20 protein-coding genes are annotated in these 21,496 nt (G+C 34.9%); 1 reads left to right on the forward strand and 19 read right to left on the reverse strand.

All coding sequences use genetic code 11. The annotated features are described in order from the left end of the window. Positions 1 to 267 precede the first annotated feature (267 nt). From V7014_RS09675 to V7014_RS09735, 13 genes are all read right to left on the reverse strand, one after another. Positions 268 to 1,230: a threonine ammonia-lyase gene (locus tag V7014_RS09675; RefSeq protein WP_335506536.1), complete on the reverse strand. Its 963-nt coding sequence runs from the start codon at positions 1,228 to 1,230 to the stop codon at positions 268 to 270. 138 nt (positions 1,231 to 1,368) lie between these two features. After that, positions 1,369 to 1,824 (reverse strand): GNAT family N-acetyltransferase, encoded by a 456-nt coding sequence (locus tag V7014_RS09680; RefSeq protein WP_335506538.1) that lies wholly within the window; start codon positions 1,822 to 1,824, stop codon positions 1,369 to 1,371. A gap of 217 nt (positions 1,825 to 2,041) precedes the next feature. Next, positions 2,042 to 3,295, reverse strand: a complete 1,254-nt coding sequence (locus V7014_RS09685) for an MFS transporter (protein WP_335506540.1) — start codon at positions 3,293 to 3,295, stop codon at positions 2,042 to 2,044. A gap of 293 nt (positions 3,296 to 3,588) precedes the next feature. Further along, entirely contained in the window at positions 3,589 to 5,217 is a 1,629-nt protein-coding gene (locus tag V7014_RS09690; protein WP_335506542.1) for a long-chain-fatty-acid--CoA ligase, read from the reverse strand. Positions 5,218 to 5,701: 484 nt separating this feature from the next. Next, positions 5,702 to 5,893, reverse strand: coding sequence for a hypothetical protein (locus tag V7014_RS09695; protein WP_335506543.1), 192 nt, complete (start codon positions 5,891 to 5,893; stop codon positions 5,702 to 5,704). A gap of 117 nt (positions 5,894 to 6,010) precedes the next feature. Beyond that, positions 6,011 to 6,280, reverse strand: a complete 270-nt coding sequence (locus V7014_RS09700; protein WP_335506571.1) for a YokU family protein — start codon at positions 6,278 to 6,280, stop codon at positions 6,011 to 6,013. A gap of 11 nt (positions 6,281 to 6,291) precedes the next feature. After that, complete coding sequence (gene ablA, locus V7014_RS09705; protein WP_335506544.1) at positions 6,292 to 7,710, reverse strand: lysine 2,3-aminomutase; 1,419 nt, start codon at positions 7,708 to 7,710, stop codon at positions 6,292 to 6,294. A gap of 81 nt (positions 7,711 to 7,791) precedes the next feature. After that, positions 7,792 to 9,177 (reverse strand): sigma-54 interaction domain-containing protein, encoded by a 1,386-nt coding sequence (locus tag V7014_RS09710; protein WP_335506545.1) that lies wholly within the window; start codon positions 9,175 to 9,177, stop codon positions 7,792 to 7,794. Positions 9,178 to 9,259: 82 nt separating this feature from the next. Beyond that, positions 9,260 to 10,078 carry a putative beta-lysine N-acetyltransferase gene (ablB, locus tag V7014_RS09715; protein ID WP_335506546.1) on the reverse strand — a complete coding sequence of 273 codons (819 nt, stop codon included), beginning with the start codon at positions 10,076 to 10,078 and terminating at the stop codon, positions 9,260 to 9,262. 42 nt (positions 10,079 to 10,120) lie between these two features. Beyond that, the gene (locus tag V7014_RS09720) at positions 10,121 to 11,401 is read right to left on the reverse strand and encodes a peptidase (protein ID WP_438824901.1); all 1,281 of its coding nucleotides are present in this window, start codon (positions 11,399 to 11,401) and stop codon (positions 10,121 to 10,123) included. Between the two features lie 11 nt (positions 11,402 to 11,412). Then, positions 11,413 to 12,075 (reverse strand): 3-oxoacid CoA-transferase subunit B, encoded by a 663-nt coding sequence (locus V7014_RS09725; protein ID WP_335506550.1) that lies wholly within the window; start codon positions 12,073 to 12,075, stop codon positions 11,413 to 11,415. Beyond that, positions 12,054 to 12,752: a CoA transferase subunit A gene (locus V7014_RS09730; protein WP_335506552.1), complete on the reverse strand. Its 699-nt coding sequence runs from the start codon at positions 12,750 to 12,752 to the stop codon at positions 12,054 to 12,056. The genes V7014_RS09725 and V7014_RS09730 overlap by 22 nt, the downstream gene beginning before the upstream one ends. Positions 12,753 to 12,761: 9 nt before the next feature. Further along, complete coding sequence (locus V7014_RS09735; RefSeq protein WP_335506555.1) at positions 12,762 to 14,117, reverse strand: aspartate aminotransferase family protein; 1,356 nt, start codon at positions 14,115 to 14,117, stop codon at positions 12,762 to 12,764. A 197-nt stretch (positions 14,118 to 14,314) separates the two neighbouring features. Between V7014_RS09735 and V7014_RS09740 the strand changes: the two genes are divergently transcribed. Further along, complete coding sequence (locus V7014_RS09740; protein ID WP_335506557.1) at positions 14,315 to 15,235, forward strand: DMT family transporter; 921 nt, start codon at positions 14,315 to 14,317, stop codon at positions 15,233 to 15,235. A 291-nt stretch (positions 15,236 to 15,526) separates the two neighbouring features. Here the strand turns inward: V7014_RS09740 and V7014_RS09745 are convergent, their stop codons facing one another. The 6 genes from V7014_RS09745 to V7014_RS09770 all read right to left on the reverse strand — a co-directional run bounded on the left by V7014_RS09745 (position 15,527) and on the right by V7014_RS09770 (position 21,333). Continuing rightward, positions 15,527 to 16,159 carry a TetR/AcrR family transcriptional regulator gene (locus tag V7014_RS09745; RefSeq protein WP_335506559.1) on the reverse strand — a complete coding sequence of 211 codons (633 nt, stop codon included), beginning with the start codon at positions 16,157 to 16,159 and terminating at the stop codon, positions 15,527 to 15,529. Continuing rightward, positions 16,134 to 17,387, reverse strand: a complete 1,254-nt coding sequence (locus tag V7014_RS09750) for an MFS transporter (protein ID WP_335506561.1) — start codon at positions 17,385 to 17,387, stop codon at positions 16,134 to 16,136. Before V7014_RS09750 ends, V7014_RS09745 begins: the two co-directional genes overlap by 26 nt. 191 nt (positions 17,388 to 17,578) lie before the next feature. After that, positions 17,579 to 18,595 carry a DHHW family protein gene (locus V7014_RS09755; RefSeq protein WP_335506563.1) on the reverse strand — a complete coding sequence of 339 codons (1,017 nt, stop codon included), beginning with the start codon at positions 18,593 to 18,595 and terminating at the stop codon, positions 17,579 to 17,581. Positions 18,596 to 18,626: 31 nt separating this feature from the next. Further along, a complete protein-coding gene (locus tag V7014_RS09760; protein ID WP_335506565.1) occupies positions 18,627 to 18,938 on the reverse strand; it encodes a DHHW family protein in 312 nt (103 codons plus the stop codon). 12 nt (positions 18,939 to 18,950) lie between these two features. Continuing rightward, the gene (locus V7014_RS09765) at positions 18,951 to 20,342 is read right to left on the reverse strand and encodes an MBOAT family O-acyltransferase (RefSeq protein WP_335506567.1); all 1,392 of its coding nucleotides are present in this window, start codon (positions 20,340 to 20,342) and stop codon (positions 18,951 to 18,953) included. 157 nt (positions 20,343 to 20,499) lie between these two features. Then, a complete protein-coding gene (locus V7014_RS09770; protein ID WP_335506569.1) occupies positions 20,500 to 21,333 on the reverse strand; it encodes a metallophosphoesterase in 834 nt (277 codons plus the stop codon). Positions 21,334 to 21,496 lie beyond the last annotated feature (163 nt).

A 21,496-nucleotide genomic window follows, 5' to 3' on the forward strand; every position in this document is an offset into this window, starting at 1 on the left:
TTATTATATATTGAAATAGCTAAATTTTCAAAAAAATAAGAAAAAGTTAGTTGTTTGAACACCTAATTTATTACAATGTAAGAAATTAATTATCCAGATGCTTCTTCTGATATAACGTTTGTAAATCCCGATCCTTTCCATATAAAAAAGAAATCAACGTTTAATTGTACGAAAAAACGTTGATTTCTTCTATTCTTCTTCATTAATTTTTCTAAAGTAGTGGTTCATCAGCATTCGATAGTATTCGGGTTTTACAATCTATCAATATTATTCATGAGCATTCATAACCTTCATAAATAAGGAAGAGTCCACATTACCACCTGTAATAATACAAAGGACGTTTTTATTAGCGATATTGGGAACTTGATTCTGTAATAACGCTGCAATTGTTACAGCACTTGAACCTTCAATCATATAACGATGATTTGTTGCCATCCACTTCATCGCATGTGCAATGCTTTCTTCACTAACTAATATACTGCCATCTACTCTTGAAAAAGAGAGCTGTAAAGGCGCTTCATGTATGCCGCCATAAATCCCATCAGCAATGGAAGGTTGATAAGTGACGTCAACCATTTTCCTGACTTTGAATGATTCATGCCATGCTGGGGATGCTTCGCTTTGTACTCCAATAATTTCCACATCAGGATTAATCACTTTCGCAGCAGTAGCAATCCCATTTAAAAGCCCACCACCACCGACTGGGACTAAAATAACATCAAAGTCTGGTTTTTGAAGCATAGATTCTAAACCAATTGTACCTTGACCAGCCATTGTAACAACATCATCAAACGCATGAATAAATGTTCTGCCTGTATCTTTCTCTATTTGCTCCGCATATTCTTCTGCCTCATCATAGGTAGCACTAAACTCGACAATTTCTCCTCCAAATTTTTTAATCCCACTTATTTTAGCTTGTGCTGTATTTTCCGGAACGACCACAAGTGCTGAAGTACCAAATAAAGATGCTGCATAGGAAACTGCTTGGGCATGGTTACCAGAAGAGGCTGTAATCACTCCTTTACTTTTGTCCTGATTCATTATTGTAGAAATTTTACTAAGTGCACCTCTCGCTTTAAAAGAACCCGTTTTTTGGAGATTTTCTAATTTAAAATAAACATTTGAAGATGTATGCTCAGACAAGTTATCTGAAAAAATCAAAGGCGTTTCGACAATATGATTTTTAATACGATTGTTAGCTTTAATAATGTCTGAAATAGATAATTTCATTGATAAAACCTCGTTTCTTTTTCTATGAATACACGAACCTAGCTGTTGCCGTACCTAAACAGACAAAAAACAAATACTCTAGTACACAGTCTATCAAAGGATTCTCTGTCTCCGGTTGGAAAAAGTGATTAGTAAAACTCATAATATTTTTGTCATAAATACACTATTTTCGTCTTCAACATAATCCGAAAATGGTCCACAATATTGAAAACCAAAACTAGCATATAATCTCTTTGCAGGTTCGAAAGCGTCCATTGAACCTGTTTCTAAACTTAACCGTTTATAGCCTCGTTGCATTGCTTCTTCAACAATATGTTCCAATAGTCGTTTAGCAACCCCCTTTCTTAAATGGGTAAACGAAGTTCGCATTGATTTTATCTCTCCATGCTGGGAATCTAGCTCCTTAAGTGCTCCACATCCCATCAATTCATCTTGTTCCCACACGCACCAAAATGTAATACCCAAATTTTTCAACCCTTCCACGTTTAGTGCATGTATACTTTCTGGTGGCGAATTAAGCGACATACCATGCAGATGTTCTTTAATTAATGCAACAACGTTTGCACTTGTTAAATCATCTATTCTAATTTCCAAAAAGACCACTTCACTTTCTTAATTATCAGAATTATCACTATAAATTTTAGCACAATTAATAAAGTTTTATGGACAAAATGAAAAATCAGTCAGATAGTCTATCAGCAAACAACTGAAACCGAGTGAATAATTCTGTTTACTGCCTTCACGATTACGAAGTTTAAAAACAACAGTGGAACATGTCCTTTTTAATCAATTGGCCTCATCTAAGAATACTTTACTTGTTCATGATTAATAATTCAGGCTCTCTTATAACATTTTCATCATCAGGCTTAACAAAAATAAAATTAAGGATAGCTGTTAGAATAAAGAACCCAACCATTACATATATTGAATACTTAAATCCTAACTCTAAATTGGTGCCAGCGGTTTGTATTATTATTCCGGTTACAATTGGAGCTACTAGTTGTGTAATATTATTTCCTAAAGATAAAATACTGGACATAAACCCTGCTCTTTCTGGCATTAACCTTATCATCACTTGACTACTCATTGAGATATTAACATAAGTAGATCCTTTCGCCACGCATAAAGCGACAAGTATCCATAAGAATGAATTTCCTAACAGCGGAATAACAGCAAGTGCAAGACCACCGATCAATGTACTAATTGACGCTACCCAGACACGCGATTTTCTGTAATTTTGGTTTTTTTTGAAAATATAGTCAGAAAGTGACGAAATTAACAATACCAATACTACAGAAGTAACTCCAACAACCGAAATTGAATAAGCCATTTGCATAGGTGTTACTTTTACTACCTTAGTTAAATAAATTGGTGCCCATAACGCCATCCAAACTATGAGCCAATAAGTTGCAGCTGATAATGCAATAGTTAAGAAACAAGCAGGATTTTGAAGAACAGGAGCAATATTAGACCATTTTAATTTTTGCGGTTTAGGAGTATCGTACTTTTGCTTTTTCTTAGTTACATGCTCGAATAAATACCAGGCGACGAGTATGGCCAAACTAACAAAGCCCAATATCACAAAAGTCCATCGCCAACTATATCTTTCTATCAAACTGACTAGGATAGGAGCAGAAATAATCCCACCGAGAGACGCCCCTGAAAGAAAAACAGCCATACCCAAACCTCTTAGTTCAGCCGGAAACTTTTGAGTGACAAAATTCATTGCGCTTGGAGCATATGGTCCTTCAAAAGCTCCCAACAATACTCTGTATAAGATAAGCATAGGCAATCCTACAATAGCAAAAGAGCTAAACTGCATAAGTGAAACTCCTCCTAAAACGATAAAGATCATTTTAGTAGTTCCTAAACGATCCGACCATGTTCCTCCAACAAGACTTGTCACTAAAAATAACCAGAAGAAACTGCTACCTACAATTCCCCACTGGGCACTACTTAAATCAAATTCCTTTATAAGAGGATCAGCTGCATATCCAATAACTTGCTTATCTGCACCAGCGATAAGAGCAAATAAAAACAAAAACATAAGACTAATCCAACGCATAAAAACACCCTCCCATTGGTTTTCAAGTATACTTACCGAGTTTAATAGTTTAAACCAGTATTTCTATAGCATGTCCCACTCCTCGTAATCTGCAATGCAATTAAATTGTTTAAACTATATTTTTGAATACTAAATGTAGTGCGCGCCTTTTTTGATACCGCTTACATTTTTTGATTTTTATTCATCTTCCTATTTTATCAGCTACTCGATCAGCTAATTTTTATCATATTACATCAATTTAATTATCTGACTAAGAAAAAAATTGAATAAGTATAATGTTTTTTAACTATCATTTACAAATCTACTTCATTTAGTTCTTCTTCTTTTAGTTGTCTACGCAGGATTTTACCTACCGTTGTTTTGGGCAGCGTATCTCTAAATTTAATTACTCGAGGAACTTTATATCTAGTTAAATGTTCTCTGCACCACGTTTGAACTTCTTCAGCTGTCAGTGTAGTATCTTTCTTCAGTGTTATAACCGCTTTGATTGTTTCTCCACGATATGAGTCTGGAACACCAAACACACAGGCTTCTTGGACAGCTGGATGCTTGTAAAGCACTTCCTCTATTTCTACTGGATAGACATTAAAACCACCTGAAATAATCATTTCTTTTTTTCGACCAACAATATAGAAATAGCCTTCACTATCCATTGTTCCAATATCACCTGTATATAGCCATCCATCACGAATCACATTTTCTGTTTCTTCTTGGTTTTTCCAATATCCTTTCATAACTTGGGGGCCCTTTACAATAATTTCTCCTTGTTCTCCTAACGGCATTTCTATTTTTCCAGTCGAAGAATCTACAATTTTCACTTCCGTGTTGGGCATAGGTAACCCAATACTCCCGACTTTTCTCTTCCCATTAATTGGATTGCGAATGACACCGCATGTCGCTTCCGACAACCCATACCCTTCCGTAATCGAAACGCCAGATTCCTGTTCGAAATTTTCAAACACTTCAACAGGTAATGGAGCTGAACCACAATGACATAACTTAAAGCCCATTAAATCTTCTTTCGTTCGTTCCTTATGATTCAATAAGGCTATATACATCGTAGGAGAACCAGTAAACATGGTAGGTCTATGTTTACGAATTAACAATAAAAGGTTTTTCAAATCAAATCTCTCAATTGTAACAAAAGTTCCTCCAATCATCATTGCTTGGACCAAACTAAATAGTCCCATACCATGATATACGGGAGCAATTCCTAGCTGGCAGTGTCCCTCTTCTTGTAAAATTGATTTATTCGTTTCATATGCTTGAAAAATATTGGCTACCATATTCGAGTGTGAAATCATAACCCCTTTCGGAAAACCAGTTGTCCCTCCTGTATAAGAAAGTACTGCTAAATCATCAGGCTGAATATGGTCAAATTTAAATATATTCCTTTCATTGGTTATCCAATAATGGATATTTAATTCTTCCTTTATATCTTCATCTGCTGTAATAAATTTAATTTGATTTCCTAATCCTATCTTTTCAATCTTCTCTTTCTGTTCTCGAAAAGCAACTAACCCGAAGGCCTCCGAATTTCGCAAAAGATTTTCTAATTCTGATGGTTGAAAGTTAGGATTGACTTGAACGACGACACCTCCTATACGTTGAATGGAGAAAAAAGAAATAACATATTCAAGACAGTTTGGCATCATAAGGGCAATCCGATCACCTTTTCGGAATCCTTGCTTAAAAAGTGCCGTTGAAATACTTTCGCAAGCATTCATCAAGTTTGAATAAGTCATTTCTCTGTCACCATCCATGACAGCGATATTTGTAGGGTACTTCTGAACTGACCGCTCGAGAAGATCGAATATCGTAAAGTTTGGAACATCAATTTGATGCCCAACACCTTTAGGATAATTTGCAAGCCATGGTTTTCTTAAGTAAACGGAATCATTACTTTGCATATTTTTCTGCATAAGGACCACCTCATTTTTTTAATAATCATCTACTAAATTCACTATTATTGAATTAATAGACAATATATTTTCTTCAATGTGATTAAATAATCTCTGTAGTGTATTTAATAACTTTTTAATATTTATGTAAAACAAACAATTTGTATGATAAAGAAAGTTCAAATTGATAATTTAATAAAAATCATTTTCAACAGATACTTACAACTCGTCCAATAAGTCCTATTTACTATCATCGTTCAATTGAGGGAAAGTAATCCTTTAGATTTTTAAGAGGATACATGGGTTTCATCTAGATCGAAAGCGCCCAATATAGGTATTCTTATATAAACAGCAAGTTTTTATATTTCACGTAAACTACTTCGGAGGGCTAATAAAGCGTAAAAGGGAGTTCGAAAAGTGAAATTGAAATCACTTTTCGAACTCCCCTACACGGGTTTATACAATCCCATCCTTATTAACATTAGGAAAACTAAACAACCTCCATTTAATGCCAACGCCCCGATTTACTCATTTCCATTATCGCCCAAATAATGTTAAACATTAGTATAGCAACAGTGATAGGTACCGCTTGTAGCCAATTCTTACCGTGCTTTTCTTTAATTACACCAACATAATACCCACATAGAAATAGTACAACCATCGCAGCAATCATCATACCAGTTATTGCGAAATACATGACCATTCGCCCCTTCATCCCTTTAATCTTCTATAAAAACATCATATAGAATTTTTCTTATATTACGACGAAGGAAAGATGAAAAGAATGTGAAAATTGGAAATTTGTCACAATTTCTCAATAATCGAAGTCAAAGTAATTGCGTTTTAATAACCGTGGTTTATTCATCAAATCTTGAAAAGAAATGACTTTTTCAATGTTCTTCGTATCAATAATGAACAATTGATTTTCAATTTCCTTTACTCTTTGATCCGTTTGATACGTCGCTTGGCAATTATGACAATAATAAGAAGGTACAGCTACAATTTCAATTGCTTTCGTGCCATCTGGAAGTTCCCAATAAACGGATGCTTCTATCTCCCTTATTCCTGCCTGTTCACACCACATGCATACATCGCTCATTGTGCTTCCTCCGCTTTACTAGTCGTATCTACAACTTTTTTAGACTGTGCCTGAAATTTCTTTTCTTTAAGTGTATCTCTTCTTTCACGATTATCTTTAATGGTGGCATGCTTCGGATTATCAAGGTATTTCTCACGTTTATTATATCGCTCTAAGTTTTTCGGAATGAGATTATATTGTTTATCATTCAATAAACCTGCTATACCAACTGTACTGTCTTTCTCACTATGATCGGGATAAACTGCTAGGAAATATTCATCTGCAAGGCCTGGCACATAATTTTCAGGCTCTGGATATGTGGAAATAACACCTTCAAAGTTACGTAGAACTGTTTTACTTGGTGATTGAGAGAGAATATAATTCGGTTGTAGCGTTACTTTTCCTCCACCACCAGGTGCATCTACGACAAAGGCAGGTACAGCATACCCGCTAGTATGGCCTCTTAAACCCTCGATAATTTCTAACCCTTTTGATATCGGTGCACGGAAATGGCTGATTCCTTCCGACATATCACATTGGTATATATAATATGGACGAACACGAATTTTCACTAAGTCATGCATGAGCTTCTTCATGATCGGGATACTGTCATTAATACCTGCTAGTATAACAGCTTGGTTGCCAACAGGAACCCCTGCATTCACAAGCATTGCACATGCTTTCTTAGATTCTTCTGTAATTTCAATACTTGTATTGAAATGTGTATTCAGCCAGATTGGATGATACTTCTTTAAAATATTGCATAAGTTTTCAGTAATACGCTGTGGAAATACAACTGGAGCTCTTGTACCAATTCGGATAATTTCAACATGTGGGATTTCTCGTAGATTTTTTATGGTGTACTCTAAAATAGTATCATTAATTAATAAACCGTCGCCTCCAGATAATAAAACGTCTCGAACAGCTGGAGTATTTCGAATATAATCAATCGCCTCATCAATTTGTTTCTTTGGAACGCCCATCCCAATTTGACCAGAAAATCTTCTTCTCGTGCAATATCGACAATACATTGAGCATTGATTCGTTACTAAGAAAAGAACGCGATCAGGATAACGATGCGTTAACCCTGGAACAGGACTGTCCTCGTCTTCTTCCAAAGGGTCCTCCATATCATACTTCGTTTTATACATTTCCTTACCGATTGGAACCGATTGCATTCTAATTGGGCAACGTGGATTATCTGGGTTCATAAGCCATGCATAATATGGCGTAATATTAAGAGGAATCGTTTTTGTAGATATATAAACTCCTTCTTCTTCTTCTGGAGTTAAATTAATTACTTTCTTTAAATCATCTAGTGTACGAATGGTATGAGTTAGCTGCCAAAGCCAATCATTCCATTGCTCATCCGTTACATCTTTCCAAAGCTCTATCTCTTTCCAATGTCTCGTCGGCTTGTATAAAGAATGTTTCATATTATATACCTCCTTGCACTTTAACAGATAAATATGCAAGAAGTATTCCAAACGTCTAGATACGCGGAAAAAATAGGGCTATTAGAGCGATTTAATATTCTTTAATTTATATTGTAATGTTTGTCGTGGAATTTGTAATAACTTTGCAGCTTTCAGTACATTCCCTTCTGTTTGTTGTAATGCTAATTCAAGCAATTGTTTTTCCTTTGCTTTCAACGCTTCTCTTAAAGGAGGAATGGTTACACACTTTGGATTCAACCGTTGATTAAAGAACACGGGCAAATCTTTTACTTGGAGAATAGAAGTGTCCGTAACATTCATCATATATTCGATACAATGTTTTAGTTCACGAACATTTCCCGGCCAGGCATGTTTTAATAGAAGTAACTCTAATTCCTTGCTCATCCTCGTAACCTTTGAGGCAAAAGAATTATTAAATATTTGGATGAAATAATTCGCAAGTAGAAGAATATCTTCTTTTCTTTGGCGCAAAGGTGGTAATTGAAAACTTAACACATTTAAGCGATAGTACAAGTCTAAGCGCAATACTTTTTCATCAACTGCAAGCTCTGGATGAATATTCATAGCGGCAATCACACGTACATCAACAGCCACGCTTTTTGTAGCTCCCACTCTTCGAATGACACCATCTTCAATTACTCGAAGAAGCGCTGTTTGTAGTGACATGCTCATCGATTGAATTTCATCTAGAAACAATGTTCCACCATTGGCAAGTTCAAATAAGCCAGGTCTGTCAATAGCCCCTGTATAGCTACCTTTTGCCGTACCAAATAGTATACTTTCTAACAATGCTTCTGGAAGTGCTGCACAGTTTTGAGCGATAAATGGACCTTTTTTTCTAGGGGAAGCATTATGAACTCCTTGTACAAATAATTCTTTCCCTGAACCACTTTCACCAAAAACTAATATAGAAGATGAAGATTTTGCTGCTTTTTTGGCTTTTTCAATGATATCTATAAATGCTTCGTTGTTTGTCTTAATATCTTGAAAATGATAGAACGCACCTGCTCCTCTTTTCTTTAAAGGTATGTCAGATGCGTTCTGTTTCTCTAAATCAATCAATCTTTCCGATAGCTTTCGCAGTTTAGAAATGTCTTTAGCAATCTCAACCGCTCCAACAAGTCTTTGGTTCACAAAGATCGGTAATGTGGTATTAATCGTATCTATTGTCGCTCCATGAATATTTGCATACGTTTGCTGCTTATGATAAATCGCTTGACCGCTTTCTATGACGCTAAGTAACGTACTTGTTTTCTTGGTTAGTGAAGGGAACACATGTAATAGCGGTTTGCCAATAACTTCATGAGCTTCCATGCCATCTAATGAAGCTGCGACTTTATTGTAGAGTATGGTTTTTCCTGATAAATCAATGACATGTATGCCTTCATCAATTACCTTCAACAAAGCTTCCATAAGTTCTTTCGTAACCACATCTTTTTCTAACACTTTTTCACTTCCTTTGAAGTCTCTTACCCTATGTATATGAAAAAGTGCTGAAAACTTGTCAGTAAATGCTTAAAATTTGGCATCAGATTGTTTTAACCCATACATTCATATCCTCTATATCTTCATAGATATTACAATTGTTAGCCAAACGGCCACGATATTTATATTGTAAGCGATAGAACGCAGCATTCATGCCATAAGAACGAGCTCTTGCAATGGAGTATAGACAAAATATTTTTCGTTTAAATAATTCTTTCTCTAGTTCAGCTAACAACAATTGTACTAAACCAAACTGACGATATTCTGGCACTGTCGCACAGTCTGTGATTTCGGCATTATGATAAAAATTATTCACCTCACCACAAACTGCACTCACAATTGTATTGTAATGCTTATAGGCCAAGAAGATATTACCTGATCGCATACTTTTATGAATATATTTCGGATCATTTAATGGAACGGGATAAACTTTGAAAACACGATCATAAAGTTTGGCTAATTCTTCAATGTCTTGATCATTACAAACTTGTAAAGTATATTCTGAGGATAGCGGAGTTGTTTTTTTCTTGATGGTAGAAGAATAAATCGTCTGAATCATTTCATCTTCTTCTGCCCAGACATCACTTTTTCTTCTATCTGAAGTGAAATATTTACAGAAGAAATACATATCATTACCTAAGAAGTATTTATCTACTTTAGCTTCAAATATAAAACCATGAGCTAACATAGTATCAAAATCCTCTAATCGTGCTTTAAAAATGAGTTTTTCAAATTGATAACGGATAACCTGTTCCGTTATATACGTTATAATACTATCGACATTCCCATAATAATCATCGACACGCATACGTTTATTGAAATCATCAACCGTATATGTATACGTGCAATCTTCTTTCACCATATTGAGTGAGTATGGCAACTTGTTCAAAGCTTCACCCCATTTTCAATTAATTTCTTCGTATAACTCACACCAATCTATGAGTGTCAGCGCTATTATTTCTGCTGATTTCATGATAGCATGTATCTCAATGTATTCATTGCTATCATGAGCTTTATTTGTTGTACCAGGACCAAATACAATGACCGGTGTTTGACCTATTGTAGATAGAATTCCTCCATCAGTTCCCCAAGGTGATGCTTCAATAATCGGCTCATTCTGCTCAATAAGGGTATAATTATTACTCACACATTGTAGCAATTCATGGTCATTCGCAATCTTACCAGGTAACCATCTAGCACCAAACCATTCTAATACAATTGGTTTCTGTTGAAACCAGCCATCCGTTGCATTTAATTCAGCAATCATACAATCAAATTCATGAATAGCATCCTCCACACTTTCATATGGTGATACGCCAAAACGCCCTTCCAAAACTGTTAAATCAGGCACGGAAGATGGCCAGTTACCGCTTTTACATACGCCGATATTAATTGGAATAGGAATAGGGATATTCCGATAAAGCGGTTCTTGTCTAATCGCTTCATTCCGCTTCTTCTCAAGCTGTTTAACTGATTCAATAACGCTGTATGTTAAATCTAAACTACTCACACCTTCATAGCGTGTTCCCCCATGTGCTGATTTACCTTTAATATTCAATCGAAACCAAAGAGATCCTTGTTGATGTGGAAATAACTTCATGCCTGTTGGTTCAGGAATAATAGCTCCATCAGCGGTGTAACCTCTTAACACTGTTGCCAATGTACCAGCTCCGCCGCTTTCTTCTTCTATCACGCTTTCAAAAATCACATCACCTTTTAAAGGTATGTTATTTTTGATAAGCGCTTCAATTGCTACTAGTAGAGCCACATTCCCTCCCTTCATGTCTGTTGTTCCACGCCCATATATTCTACCGTTTTCCTCATAGCCACTATACGGATGTGCATCCCAATCATCAGTATTACCTTCCGGAACAACGTCAATATGACCATTTAAGATGATCGACTTCCCTCCACCTTTTCCTTTCAAAATAGCAACTAAGTTCGGATTGCCAGAAAAATCGGTTCGGTCACAATGGAAGCTAGGATGCTTCTTTACATTAGGATCTTCATCAATTTCCCATAAGTCGATCTCTAATCCTAATTCACGGCACTTTTCTACTACAATCGCTTGCGCTTTCCCCTCATTTCCTCTCACAGATGGTTGTTGAACAAGCTTCTTTAACAATGTAATGGCCTCTTGTTCGTGATTTTGTATCCAAGTTTTGATGATTTCTTTTTTTGTCATAATCATTCCTCCTATAAAATCGTCACTAACTCTTCGGATACTATAAATTTTGCATGCGTACATCGATTAATATCTTCTAAACAATATGGTGCAAAAATTTCAGTTAACCTCAATGAGTTTTTTGTTATCATAAATACACACATTTCTGTAATAATCATCGATACACATTTCGAGGCAGTTAAAGGTAAATCACACTTTTGTACAATTTTTGAATTACCTTTCTTATCGCAATGATTCATCGTTACAATTACTTTGTTAGCTTTTGCAGCCAATTCCATGGCACCACCCATACCAGGAACCTTCTTTCCGGGAACAATCCAGTTTGCTAAATCTCCATTTGCACTTACTTGGAGCGCTCCTAAAATCGTAATATCAATTTTCCCTTTTCGAATCATGCCAAAAGCGGTAGCACTATCAAAATAACTACCTCCTTGACGCAATGAAACGGGAAAACCTCCTGCATTACAAAGATTTGGATCTTCTTGCCCTAACTTTGCAGAACCTTCAATACCAATCACACCATTTTCCGCCTGAAAAAAAACAGCTTCTTTACACGAAATATAATCAGGTACTAGAGATGGAATACCAATTCCCAAATTCACAATCATTCCTGGGTTAATTTCTTTAGCTGCTCGCTTCGCAATTTTCGTTCTTATCGCTTCTCCCACGCCCACTTCCAATTCACCCCTTTTGATTGCACGATATAATCAATGTACACACCTGGTGTTATGATCTCTTCTGGATCAAACTCACCTAGCGGAACGATTTTCTCTGCTTCTACAATCGTTACATCACCAGCCATCGCTACAAGCGGATTCGTATTACGCGCGCTTTTATCATAAATGATGTTTCCAAACTCATCAGCTGCTTTCGCATAGACGATTGAAACATCAGCTGTGAGTGCTGTCTCTAACAAATACGATTCTTCATTTAGCGTTATAATCGGCTTTGACAGTCTCACTGCTTCATGGTCGATTCCAATATCTGATAGGAAACCTTTAATCCCAGAACCTCCAGATCGGATTCGTTCCATTAAGATACCTTGTGGTGAAAATTCAATCTCTAATTCTCCATTGGTCATTTGTATCCCAGCATTTGGATTCGATCCAATATGCGATACAATTATTTTTTTTGCTCTTTTTTCCGTTACTAGCTTTCCAATACCAATTTCAGGGAATCCTGTATCATTTCCAATTAGAGTAAGATTATTAATTCCTAGCTCTAATATAAAATCCACAATTGCCGGAGGAGTACCAACCCCGCCAAAGCCTCCATACATAATACTCATTTCATCTTTAAATAAAGATGTCAAACTATTTAAAGAGACGACTTTTCCAAACAGATTCTCCATAGAAACCTCCTACTCCGAATATGATTGAGTATGATTTAGCAACTTTTGAAAATCTAGCAATGTTTGATGTAAACGCGATAACAATTCATCAATTTCTGGATAAGTAATAGTAAGGGGTGGAGATACAATAAATGCATCACCAAATATTCCATCAATACCGGCTTGAGCGGGATACAACAATAAACCATTTTGCTGTGCAATAGAAATAATTTTATTTGTGGCATCTATATGTCTAGCAAATGGCTTTTTAGTAGCTACAGAGCTCACACACTCCACTCCTAATAACAAACCTTTACCACGAATATCTCCAATAAATGAATGAGTTTCCTGAAGCTTTAATAGCCCTTCTTGTAAATATTTACCTTTACGTTTCACTTGAGCTATAATATTATGATTTTCCAAATATTCAACAACTGCTAATGCTGTCGCACATGATAATGGATTAGCACTAAATGTATGACCACTCATAATACTCCCTGATCCTTGTTTAATTGGTTCCATTACTTTATCACTGACCAATGTAGCTGCTATCGGCGTATAACCTCCACTTAAGCCTTTACCAAGAGCGACGAGATCCGGAACTACTCCCTCCTGCTCACAAGCAAGAATTGATCCCGTTCTTCCCATACCCGTCATCACTTCATCAGCAATGAATAAAATGTCATTCTCCTCGCAAATTTGCTTCATTTTTGCCAAGTATCCATCAGGAGAAGAAATAGCTGCACCAGCTGCACCTATAACCGGTTCACAAATAAAAGCAGCGATGTTGTCTGCACCAATTTTATGAATCATAGATTGTAACTCATCGGCACATTTAAGTGCACATGAAGGAAAGGTAAGATTATATGGGCAACGATAACAATATGGAGGAGAAACGGAAGGATAGCTTTCAAGAAGTGAAACGAAGCGATTTCTTCTAACTGTATGCCCAGACATGGACAGAGCTCCCAATGTGATGCCGTGATAACTCATCCATCTTGAAATCAACTTCGTTTTTTTCGGCTGACCTCTTTCCTGCCAATATTGCAGCGCTATTTTCATTGCCGTTTCCGTCGCTTCAGAACCGCTATTCACAAAAAAACTATACGTGTGTCCTTGGTTTGTTAAATGATTGATCTTATTGGCCAATTTCTCCGCAGCATCAGTTGAGAATTGCGATCGATAAACGAAAGATACTTTTTCCGCTTGTTTAATCATCGCTTCTTTTATTTCATCTACTCCATGCCCTATATTGACTGTGACCGCACCAGAAGAGGCATCCAGATAGTCCTTACCTTCTTGGTCAAATAAAAAAACCCCTTTTCCATTTTCTACAACGGGATATGTATGATGTAAATCCGGCTTAATCAGCGAAGAATCCTTCATGTTGATTCCTCCTAAATTGTCAGTTTATTAAAGTGTATGTAGGATAGTACATAATCTTGCTTATTAAACACGTTAATCGCTATAAAAAGAAAAAAGGAAAAAACAAACAAAAATAGATTTATATGCTATAATTTCACAGTGGTTTACTTTGAAATAGCACAACTTTTTCACCAAAAAAATAAAACTATGGAGGTAATATGAATTCTCAATTTATAGCATATTTGAAGATTGCCTTAGCAATGGCGATTGTAGGGAGTTCCGTTGTTTTTGGAAAATTGATCACATCTAGTTTTCCTGTTTTTTTAGCTTCAGAGCTAAGATTTATTATTTCAACAATTATTCTTATAGTTCTATTGCTTTATAAAGAAAAGGGGTTCCCCTCTATTCAACCAAAACAACTATTGGCTCTGTTTCTCCAAGCCTTGACAGGAGTTTTTTTATTTAACATCTTTATGCTTTATGGTTTAAGATACACGTCTGGAATTGAAGCGGGAATTATTACAAGTACGCTTCCAGCTGTCGTTGGAGTAATAGCCTTTATTTTCTTAAAAGAAAAGCTAACCATGAGAAAAGGAATAGGCATTCTCTTAGCAATATTAGGTGTTTTATCTATTAATCTTGTAGGAGGGGATAATATTAGTAAGAGCAGCTCTTTATTCGGAAATATATTAGTCTTTGGAGCCGTTCTTGGAGAAGCTTTGTTCATAACACTAGGAAAATCAGTTTCTAATAAACTATCTCCACTAGTTATCACAACAGTAATGAGCGTGTTTGGTTTGTTACTCTTTTTACCTTTTTCCATATCCGAAGCACTTCATTTTGATTTTTCAAGCGTCTCTCTATTAGATTGGATGAATATTTTATACTTTGGTGTCATTGTTACTGTAGTAGCTTTCTTACTTATGTATCAAGGCTTAACTAAAGTATCAGCAAATTCCGCAGGCGTTCTTACAAGCGTCCTACCTTTAAGTGCCATTATTCTATCATTTTTTATTTTAAAGGAAGATATCTCCCTATATCATATACTTGGTATGCTTTTAGTGTTTGGAGCCATTTTCTTCACTTCTTCCGAAGAATCAAATGAAGATGCACAGTCTGAAAATTATGTTTCTAAATAAGTTAAAATCATGTTCATAAAATAATAGATTTCTTTCATAGTTCCTCATCTAGAATCTACTTTCAAGTAATCAGCAATTTTCCCCTGCGATCCTCTGCTAATGTTACATGAGCTCTAAATGTTATCTTATCGTAAATACTAACCAGTCCTTTGATTTCATAGTTTACTAAAGCCGAATAAAACCTCTCTTGTAAAGCAAGCAGGCTTTATTCGGCTTTTTTGAAATATAATTAACAATCATTGCAAATAACTATTTTCATTTCGTTGAAGAATGAGCATTAAGTGAGCATGTTTACATAGTATCTGTATCTACTCCATCTAAATTAAGGGCAGATTTAAGATAGATTTTTATTGCTTTAATCTGCTCATCTGATTTTCCTACTTCATCATTGGAAAGTTGACTGTATAAACTAATAGAATCAATCATGCCTATTAATACGAGTGCAATCACAGATGTTGATTGAATTGGTGTGAATTCTTTGCGCGAGACTCCTTCATTCAATAACGATGTAAAAAAAACATGTATATCAGTAAAGCGATTACTTACAAACTGTTTCCGTTTTGATTGACGTAAAGACGATATCGCATATTCCCATTGGACTGGAACCATGGAATTTTCATCTTTAAATGGAAGAAACTCCAACTGGTTAAGAAACTCTTCAAGAATCGTCCAAATCGAAGCAGATGAGTTCAATTTATTTTTTATGGTAAGAAGTGCTTCATTGGTTTCTTGGTCAATAATTCTATGGTACATTTCCTCGGTGTCCGAGAAGTACATATACACTCCGCCTCGACTGAATCCTGATTCGTCCACAACATCTTTCATAGTTGTACGTTCAAATCCCTTACGAATAAATACCTTTTTTGCCGCATGTAATATTTCTTGTTCTCTTTGCCTTTTATGCTCCTCTGATACCTTTGGCATTGTAAACCTCTCTTTCATTTTTTCGATTGAATACATATATAAAGATTGAGAATATAATCAAGAGCGCTCCTGAAATAAGAAAAGTTAAATTCAAACCAACCATTTCTGCTATTAGCCCACCACTAATCACACCCATTATTGTAGCAGCAGTACTAATTCCAGTTATCGCGCCAAAAACCCGACCAATCATCGAATTTGCTATTTGTTTTTGAACTAAAATTTGAAATGAAATCATAATGGCGCCGAATGAAGAACCTGCTATGAAGAAAGATACTGGTAATAAAAAGATAGACATACTTTCAGATACTTGAGTAATAAAGAATAGAACCAAAATAATTGAAATTCCTAGAATAAAACAACCAATTGTAAACGTCCTTAAAAAAGAAATGATTTTATGCCTACTATAAAATAGGGTCGCACAAATAGTCCCTAAACCAGCAGCAGCGAGTGCATATCCAAAAAACTTTTCGGGTTCATTTATATTTTGTTTAAACAATATCGCCAATTGCGAATCGATCATTTGTAAGAAAAACATCCCTATTGATAAGGAAAATAACCCTATAAAAACTAACTGTTTAGATTTTATTTCACGAAAACCACTTACATATAATGTAATCCATTTTTCATTGTTTGTCGAAATTTCAGAAACATCACGCTTAAGATCTGCAGCAAGAAAACAAAGTAAAAATGCAGAAACCATATAAATGATTACATTACTTATAATTAAATTCGTTGTGCCTAAATTAGAGATTAATACTCCAGCAATTGATGGTCCCAGTATTTTGCTACCATTATCAATCAAGCCACTAAAAGCGACACCCGCTTGTAACTCTTTTTCAGTGAGATTCTCCTTAAGTTTTCCATTCTTTGCAGGAACAAAAAAGCTTGAAAATATGCTCAGCATAAACATGATTAACCCTAAATGTAGGAGACTATTAGTGAAAAGTAATAAACAAACAGTTAATCCTCTTCCCAATTCAGAACAAATTAAAATAAGCTTTCGATTGTAACGATCCCCACACCAGCCACTAAACGGAGATAGAAACATTTGCGGCAACAAAAAAGCTAACATAATAGCTGAAATCTCCATTGAACTCGCCGATAAAGTAATACTTGCAAACATAATAGCAATTATAAAGAAAAACCAATCTGCAAGTGATGAAAAGACTTGTGCGATTATTAATTGAATAAAAGCTTTGTTTCTCAGTAATTCTTTGTATAGTTTCAAAATAAAACCTCCTTTGGATAACAAAAACGACATAAGTGTCGTTTTTATTATAAAGGATTTTTTAGAAAACGAACACATTTTTCTGAATTTTCTTTTTATACACAACAAATAGGCGACCTACCATAAAAGTGGGTCGCCTTCGCCTTTGAAATAGTGTAAATCTAAATCTGAAAATAACGAAATCCGATTAGCTATTGAAGCTCTTCAATCGTCTTCACAATCTTCTCTGTATTAGCAGCAAATATATTATTAATAAATAGCACTTCCCCTACCTCATATTCTTCTACTAATTTAGGTAAGCTCCCATTATAATATCTTGAATCTACTACGTATATTTCCTCATAGTGAGGAATCAAAAATGGTACAAATGCATTTCCATAAGATTCTTTCACAACAACCAGCTTCTTTCCATTTTTACTATCGTTATTTTGTATTTTAATCATCGGAAAATCTCCATGTAAAAATACTGAGTAGGAATTTACTCCATCTACATAGTCAGCATATAATGTTGACGGAACCGCTGTATCTTCTTTTCCTTTTTCATATCGAAACACATCATAATCAACTGGAATTTTGTAGTAATCCACAACATCTTCATTAGCTTTTAATTTTACATCTTGAGTTTGTGTATAGAGTGTTCCTAAGAAATCCTTCTTAGAATGCTTTTCATATTCCTTTAATGATTTCGCTTTAAAGCCTGCTTCTTTTGCAAATTGTTCATAGGCATAGTACGCCCCTAATGCTGTCCAATGATGATCCGTATTAAAATAAATATATTCGTTCTTATGGTCTTCTAACGCTGTGTATGCATCTATTGTTTTAATATCACTATCAAGATTGTCATAAATCTCGTCAATAACAGGTTTTTGAGGTGTAGACATATGCTGATACTTCTTCGGCAATGCAAATTCTACGCTAGTTGGAACAACCATATTATACATTTCCACTTGATCTCCCAAAATCTGTTTCATACCTGAAATTGTATTAGAATATTGTTTTGCATTTTCTTCATTTCCGTAGAATATTTCTACTGCTCGATCGCCTAACGTAATAATTGAACCTGATTGTTCAGCGGTTGTATTCTCCGAAACTACCTCACTTTTATTTTGTTCCTTTACAGCACTTGCACTTTCCTTACCTGCATCTTTAGAAGCACATCCAGCAATAAGTAATGTCGCCATTGTTGAAATAATCACATATTTTTTCATTCTAAAGTCTCCTTAAATTCTAATAGTCTTGTTACTTCTGAATTTTGTAAATTTGTATTTCATCTGATCCTTCTCGAATTCCTTTTGCATTGTCATATATGGAATTCAATTGAATGAACTCTTCACGGTATGGAAATGCATCATTCACATATAAATCCACTTGCTTCGAGTAGCTTTTGTTTAAAAAGCTCTCTACTGAAAAAACAGGAAAAGATGTTAAGTTTCGTTTTTCGTTTTGAGAAACTTTTTCTTTTGGAAGTAAAATTAGTAAAGTAAAACCAACTAATATGATCCCAAACATCATTGTTATATGGAATTGTTGAAATAAGTGATCATTCTTCATTCGATTCACTCCTTAAAAATTAAAATATAAAAAAGGATTATAACTATCGCTGATTAGTGCAGCCGTACATAAGACAAGAATAAATACGTTACCAACAATCAGACATCCATTCTTAATAGCTTTATTGCTGATTTTTGCGGTAACCTGTTTCATCATTGGTGTACATAAGAAGACCGCTATAATCATCCAGAACATATTATTTGCTAGTATGATGTTTAACTCCGTACTTTCAACATTTTGATTAGTAAAAGTAAAGAGTACTTTTAAATAGGAAATCGCATCATTCAAATTCGTAAAATAGAATAATGTCCAACCTATTACAACCACTACTAAAAGATAGCAATGTGAAATAATTCTAGGTAATTTCTCTAATATACTTCCTATTATTTTTTTCTCTAAATATATAAGAATACCAAAGTACAATCCCCATATAACAAAATTCCAACTAGCGCCATGCCATATTCCAGTTAATAACCAAACAATCATTAAGTTTAAAAACTCATTTCTCCGATTGCCTCCCAAGGGAATATATACATAATCCCGAAAAAAGCTTCCTAGTGAAATATGCCAACGTCTCCAAAACTCTGTTGCTGATTTTGAAATATATGGATAATTGAAATTCTCTTTATATTCAAAGCCAAATATTTTACCTAATCCAATAGCCATATCGGAGTATCCGGAAAAATCAAAGTATATTTGTAAAGTGAACATCATGATGCCAAACCAAGCTTCTGTTATGGTCAAGCTTTCAGAAGATCGTTCCATAAACATTGTTGCAAAATTACCTGCCGTATTAGCAAGCAACACTTTCTTACCTAGACCTATTAAAAATCGATTTACTCCGTCGCTAATTTGATGAATATTTGCTCGTCGATTCTCTATTTGATTAACAATGTCCGTATATCGGACAATCGGTCCAGCCACAAGTTGTGGAAATAATGAGACATACAAAAGAAAAGTTGAGAATTTTCTTTGTGCCTGTACATTTCCTCGGAACACATCCACTGTATAAGAAATGATTTGAAAGGTATAGAAGGATATACCGATTGGTAATGCTCCTTCGGATACTTGAAATGATGTATGAAATATCATATTGATATTTTCAAAGATAAACGATCCGTATTTAAATGCGATTAACAACGAAAGATTTAATATAATAGAAGAAACAACACCATATTTAGCCCGTTTCGTTCCATGAAATCTTTCTATGTATAATCCATGTCCATACCCAATACAGCTACTTAGAAGTAATAGGACAATCCAAACTGGCTCACCCCAAGCATAAAAGAATAATGAACTTATTAGTAAAATAATATTTTTGAACTTTCTATTTTTTACTGAGTAGTATAGTAATATATTGATTGGTAGAAACACGTAAATGAACAATAAACTTGAAAAAACCATCGTACTCTCCTTTCATTCACATAGTAACCCCCTAATGTCACAACAGTTTCACAGCAAAAGTAAAATAAAAATTTTAAAGATATTTATTCAAAATTAGGATTGGTTTAATTAAACAAAAAATGCTATCGAGAGTGTGCTCGATAGCATTTTACTTTTCTTATAGATGTATATTAAAAACAGAGATTTCAGGTGGAACCATAAAGCGAACAGGAATATGAGATGTCCCAATTCCAGTATTAACATAAAGTTGCATTCCAGTACTTTCATTTAGAGTATAAAAACCATCGGTGTATTTTTCCGCTAAAGATGTAGACTTTGTTTTAACAAACGGAATTCGAACCTGACCACCATGACTATGCCCAGCTAATAGCAAATTCACAAAGTGATTCTTTAAAGAATCCGCCATATCGGGTTCATGCATTAGCACTATTGCATAATCTCTATCCTCATCCATATCTGCTAACATACTATCTTTATCCGGATTTCCAAACAAAGCATCATCTAATCCTCCGATAAAGATTTTCTTTCCATTCGAGATAGTTACATTAACACCACTATTTTTTAATACTGTAAAACCTGAATTCGTTAATAATTCCTCGTATATTCTAACAGCCCCACCACCGTAATCACGGTTCCCCCATATAGCATATTTCCCATAGGTAGCTTCTAGCTTAGATAAACTTTCAGTTACATCCTGTACAGATTGGTACTCCGCAAAATTATCATATAAGTCTCCAGTAAAAACAATAAGATCAGGTGATAATTTATTAACCTTTTCTATTAACTCATTCAATTCTTTTATCGTGTAAGTTTCACTTACCTGGATATCGGATAATTGCACTACTTTTACTGATTCACCTGTTTTCCCATTCAAATCATAAGAGTGTACCACAGTCATCGCAGGTTCTATTTTAAATGCATATGCTAACAGTAAACATAAACTGATTATCAGCCCTATAACTACTTTCACTAGTATTTTAAAACTCTTCATTCTAATTCAAGCAGCCCCTTTCAACTATTTAGCGTCATTATAAAGGAGCAATGTTACAGTAATATGTACAGTTTGAAGTTAATGAATGATATTTCTTTTTCTCATAAATAAAAATTTAATTCAAAAAATTTTAACTTTTCATGAACCTTAAGTCTTCCTTTTC

It is taken from the genome of Bacillus sp. JJ722 (assembly GCF_036963345.1).
GTDB lineage: Bacteria > Bacillota > Bacilli > Bacillales > DSM-1321 > Bacillus_AD.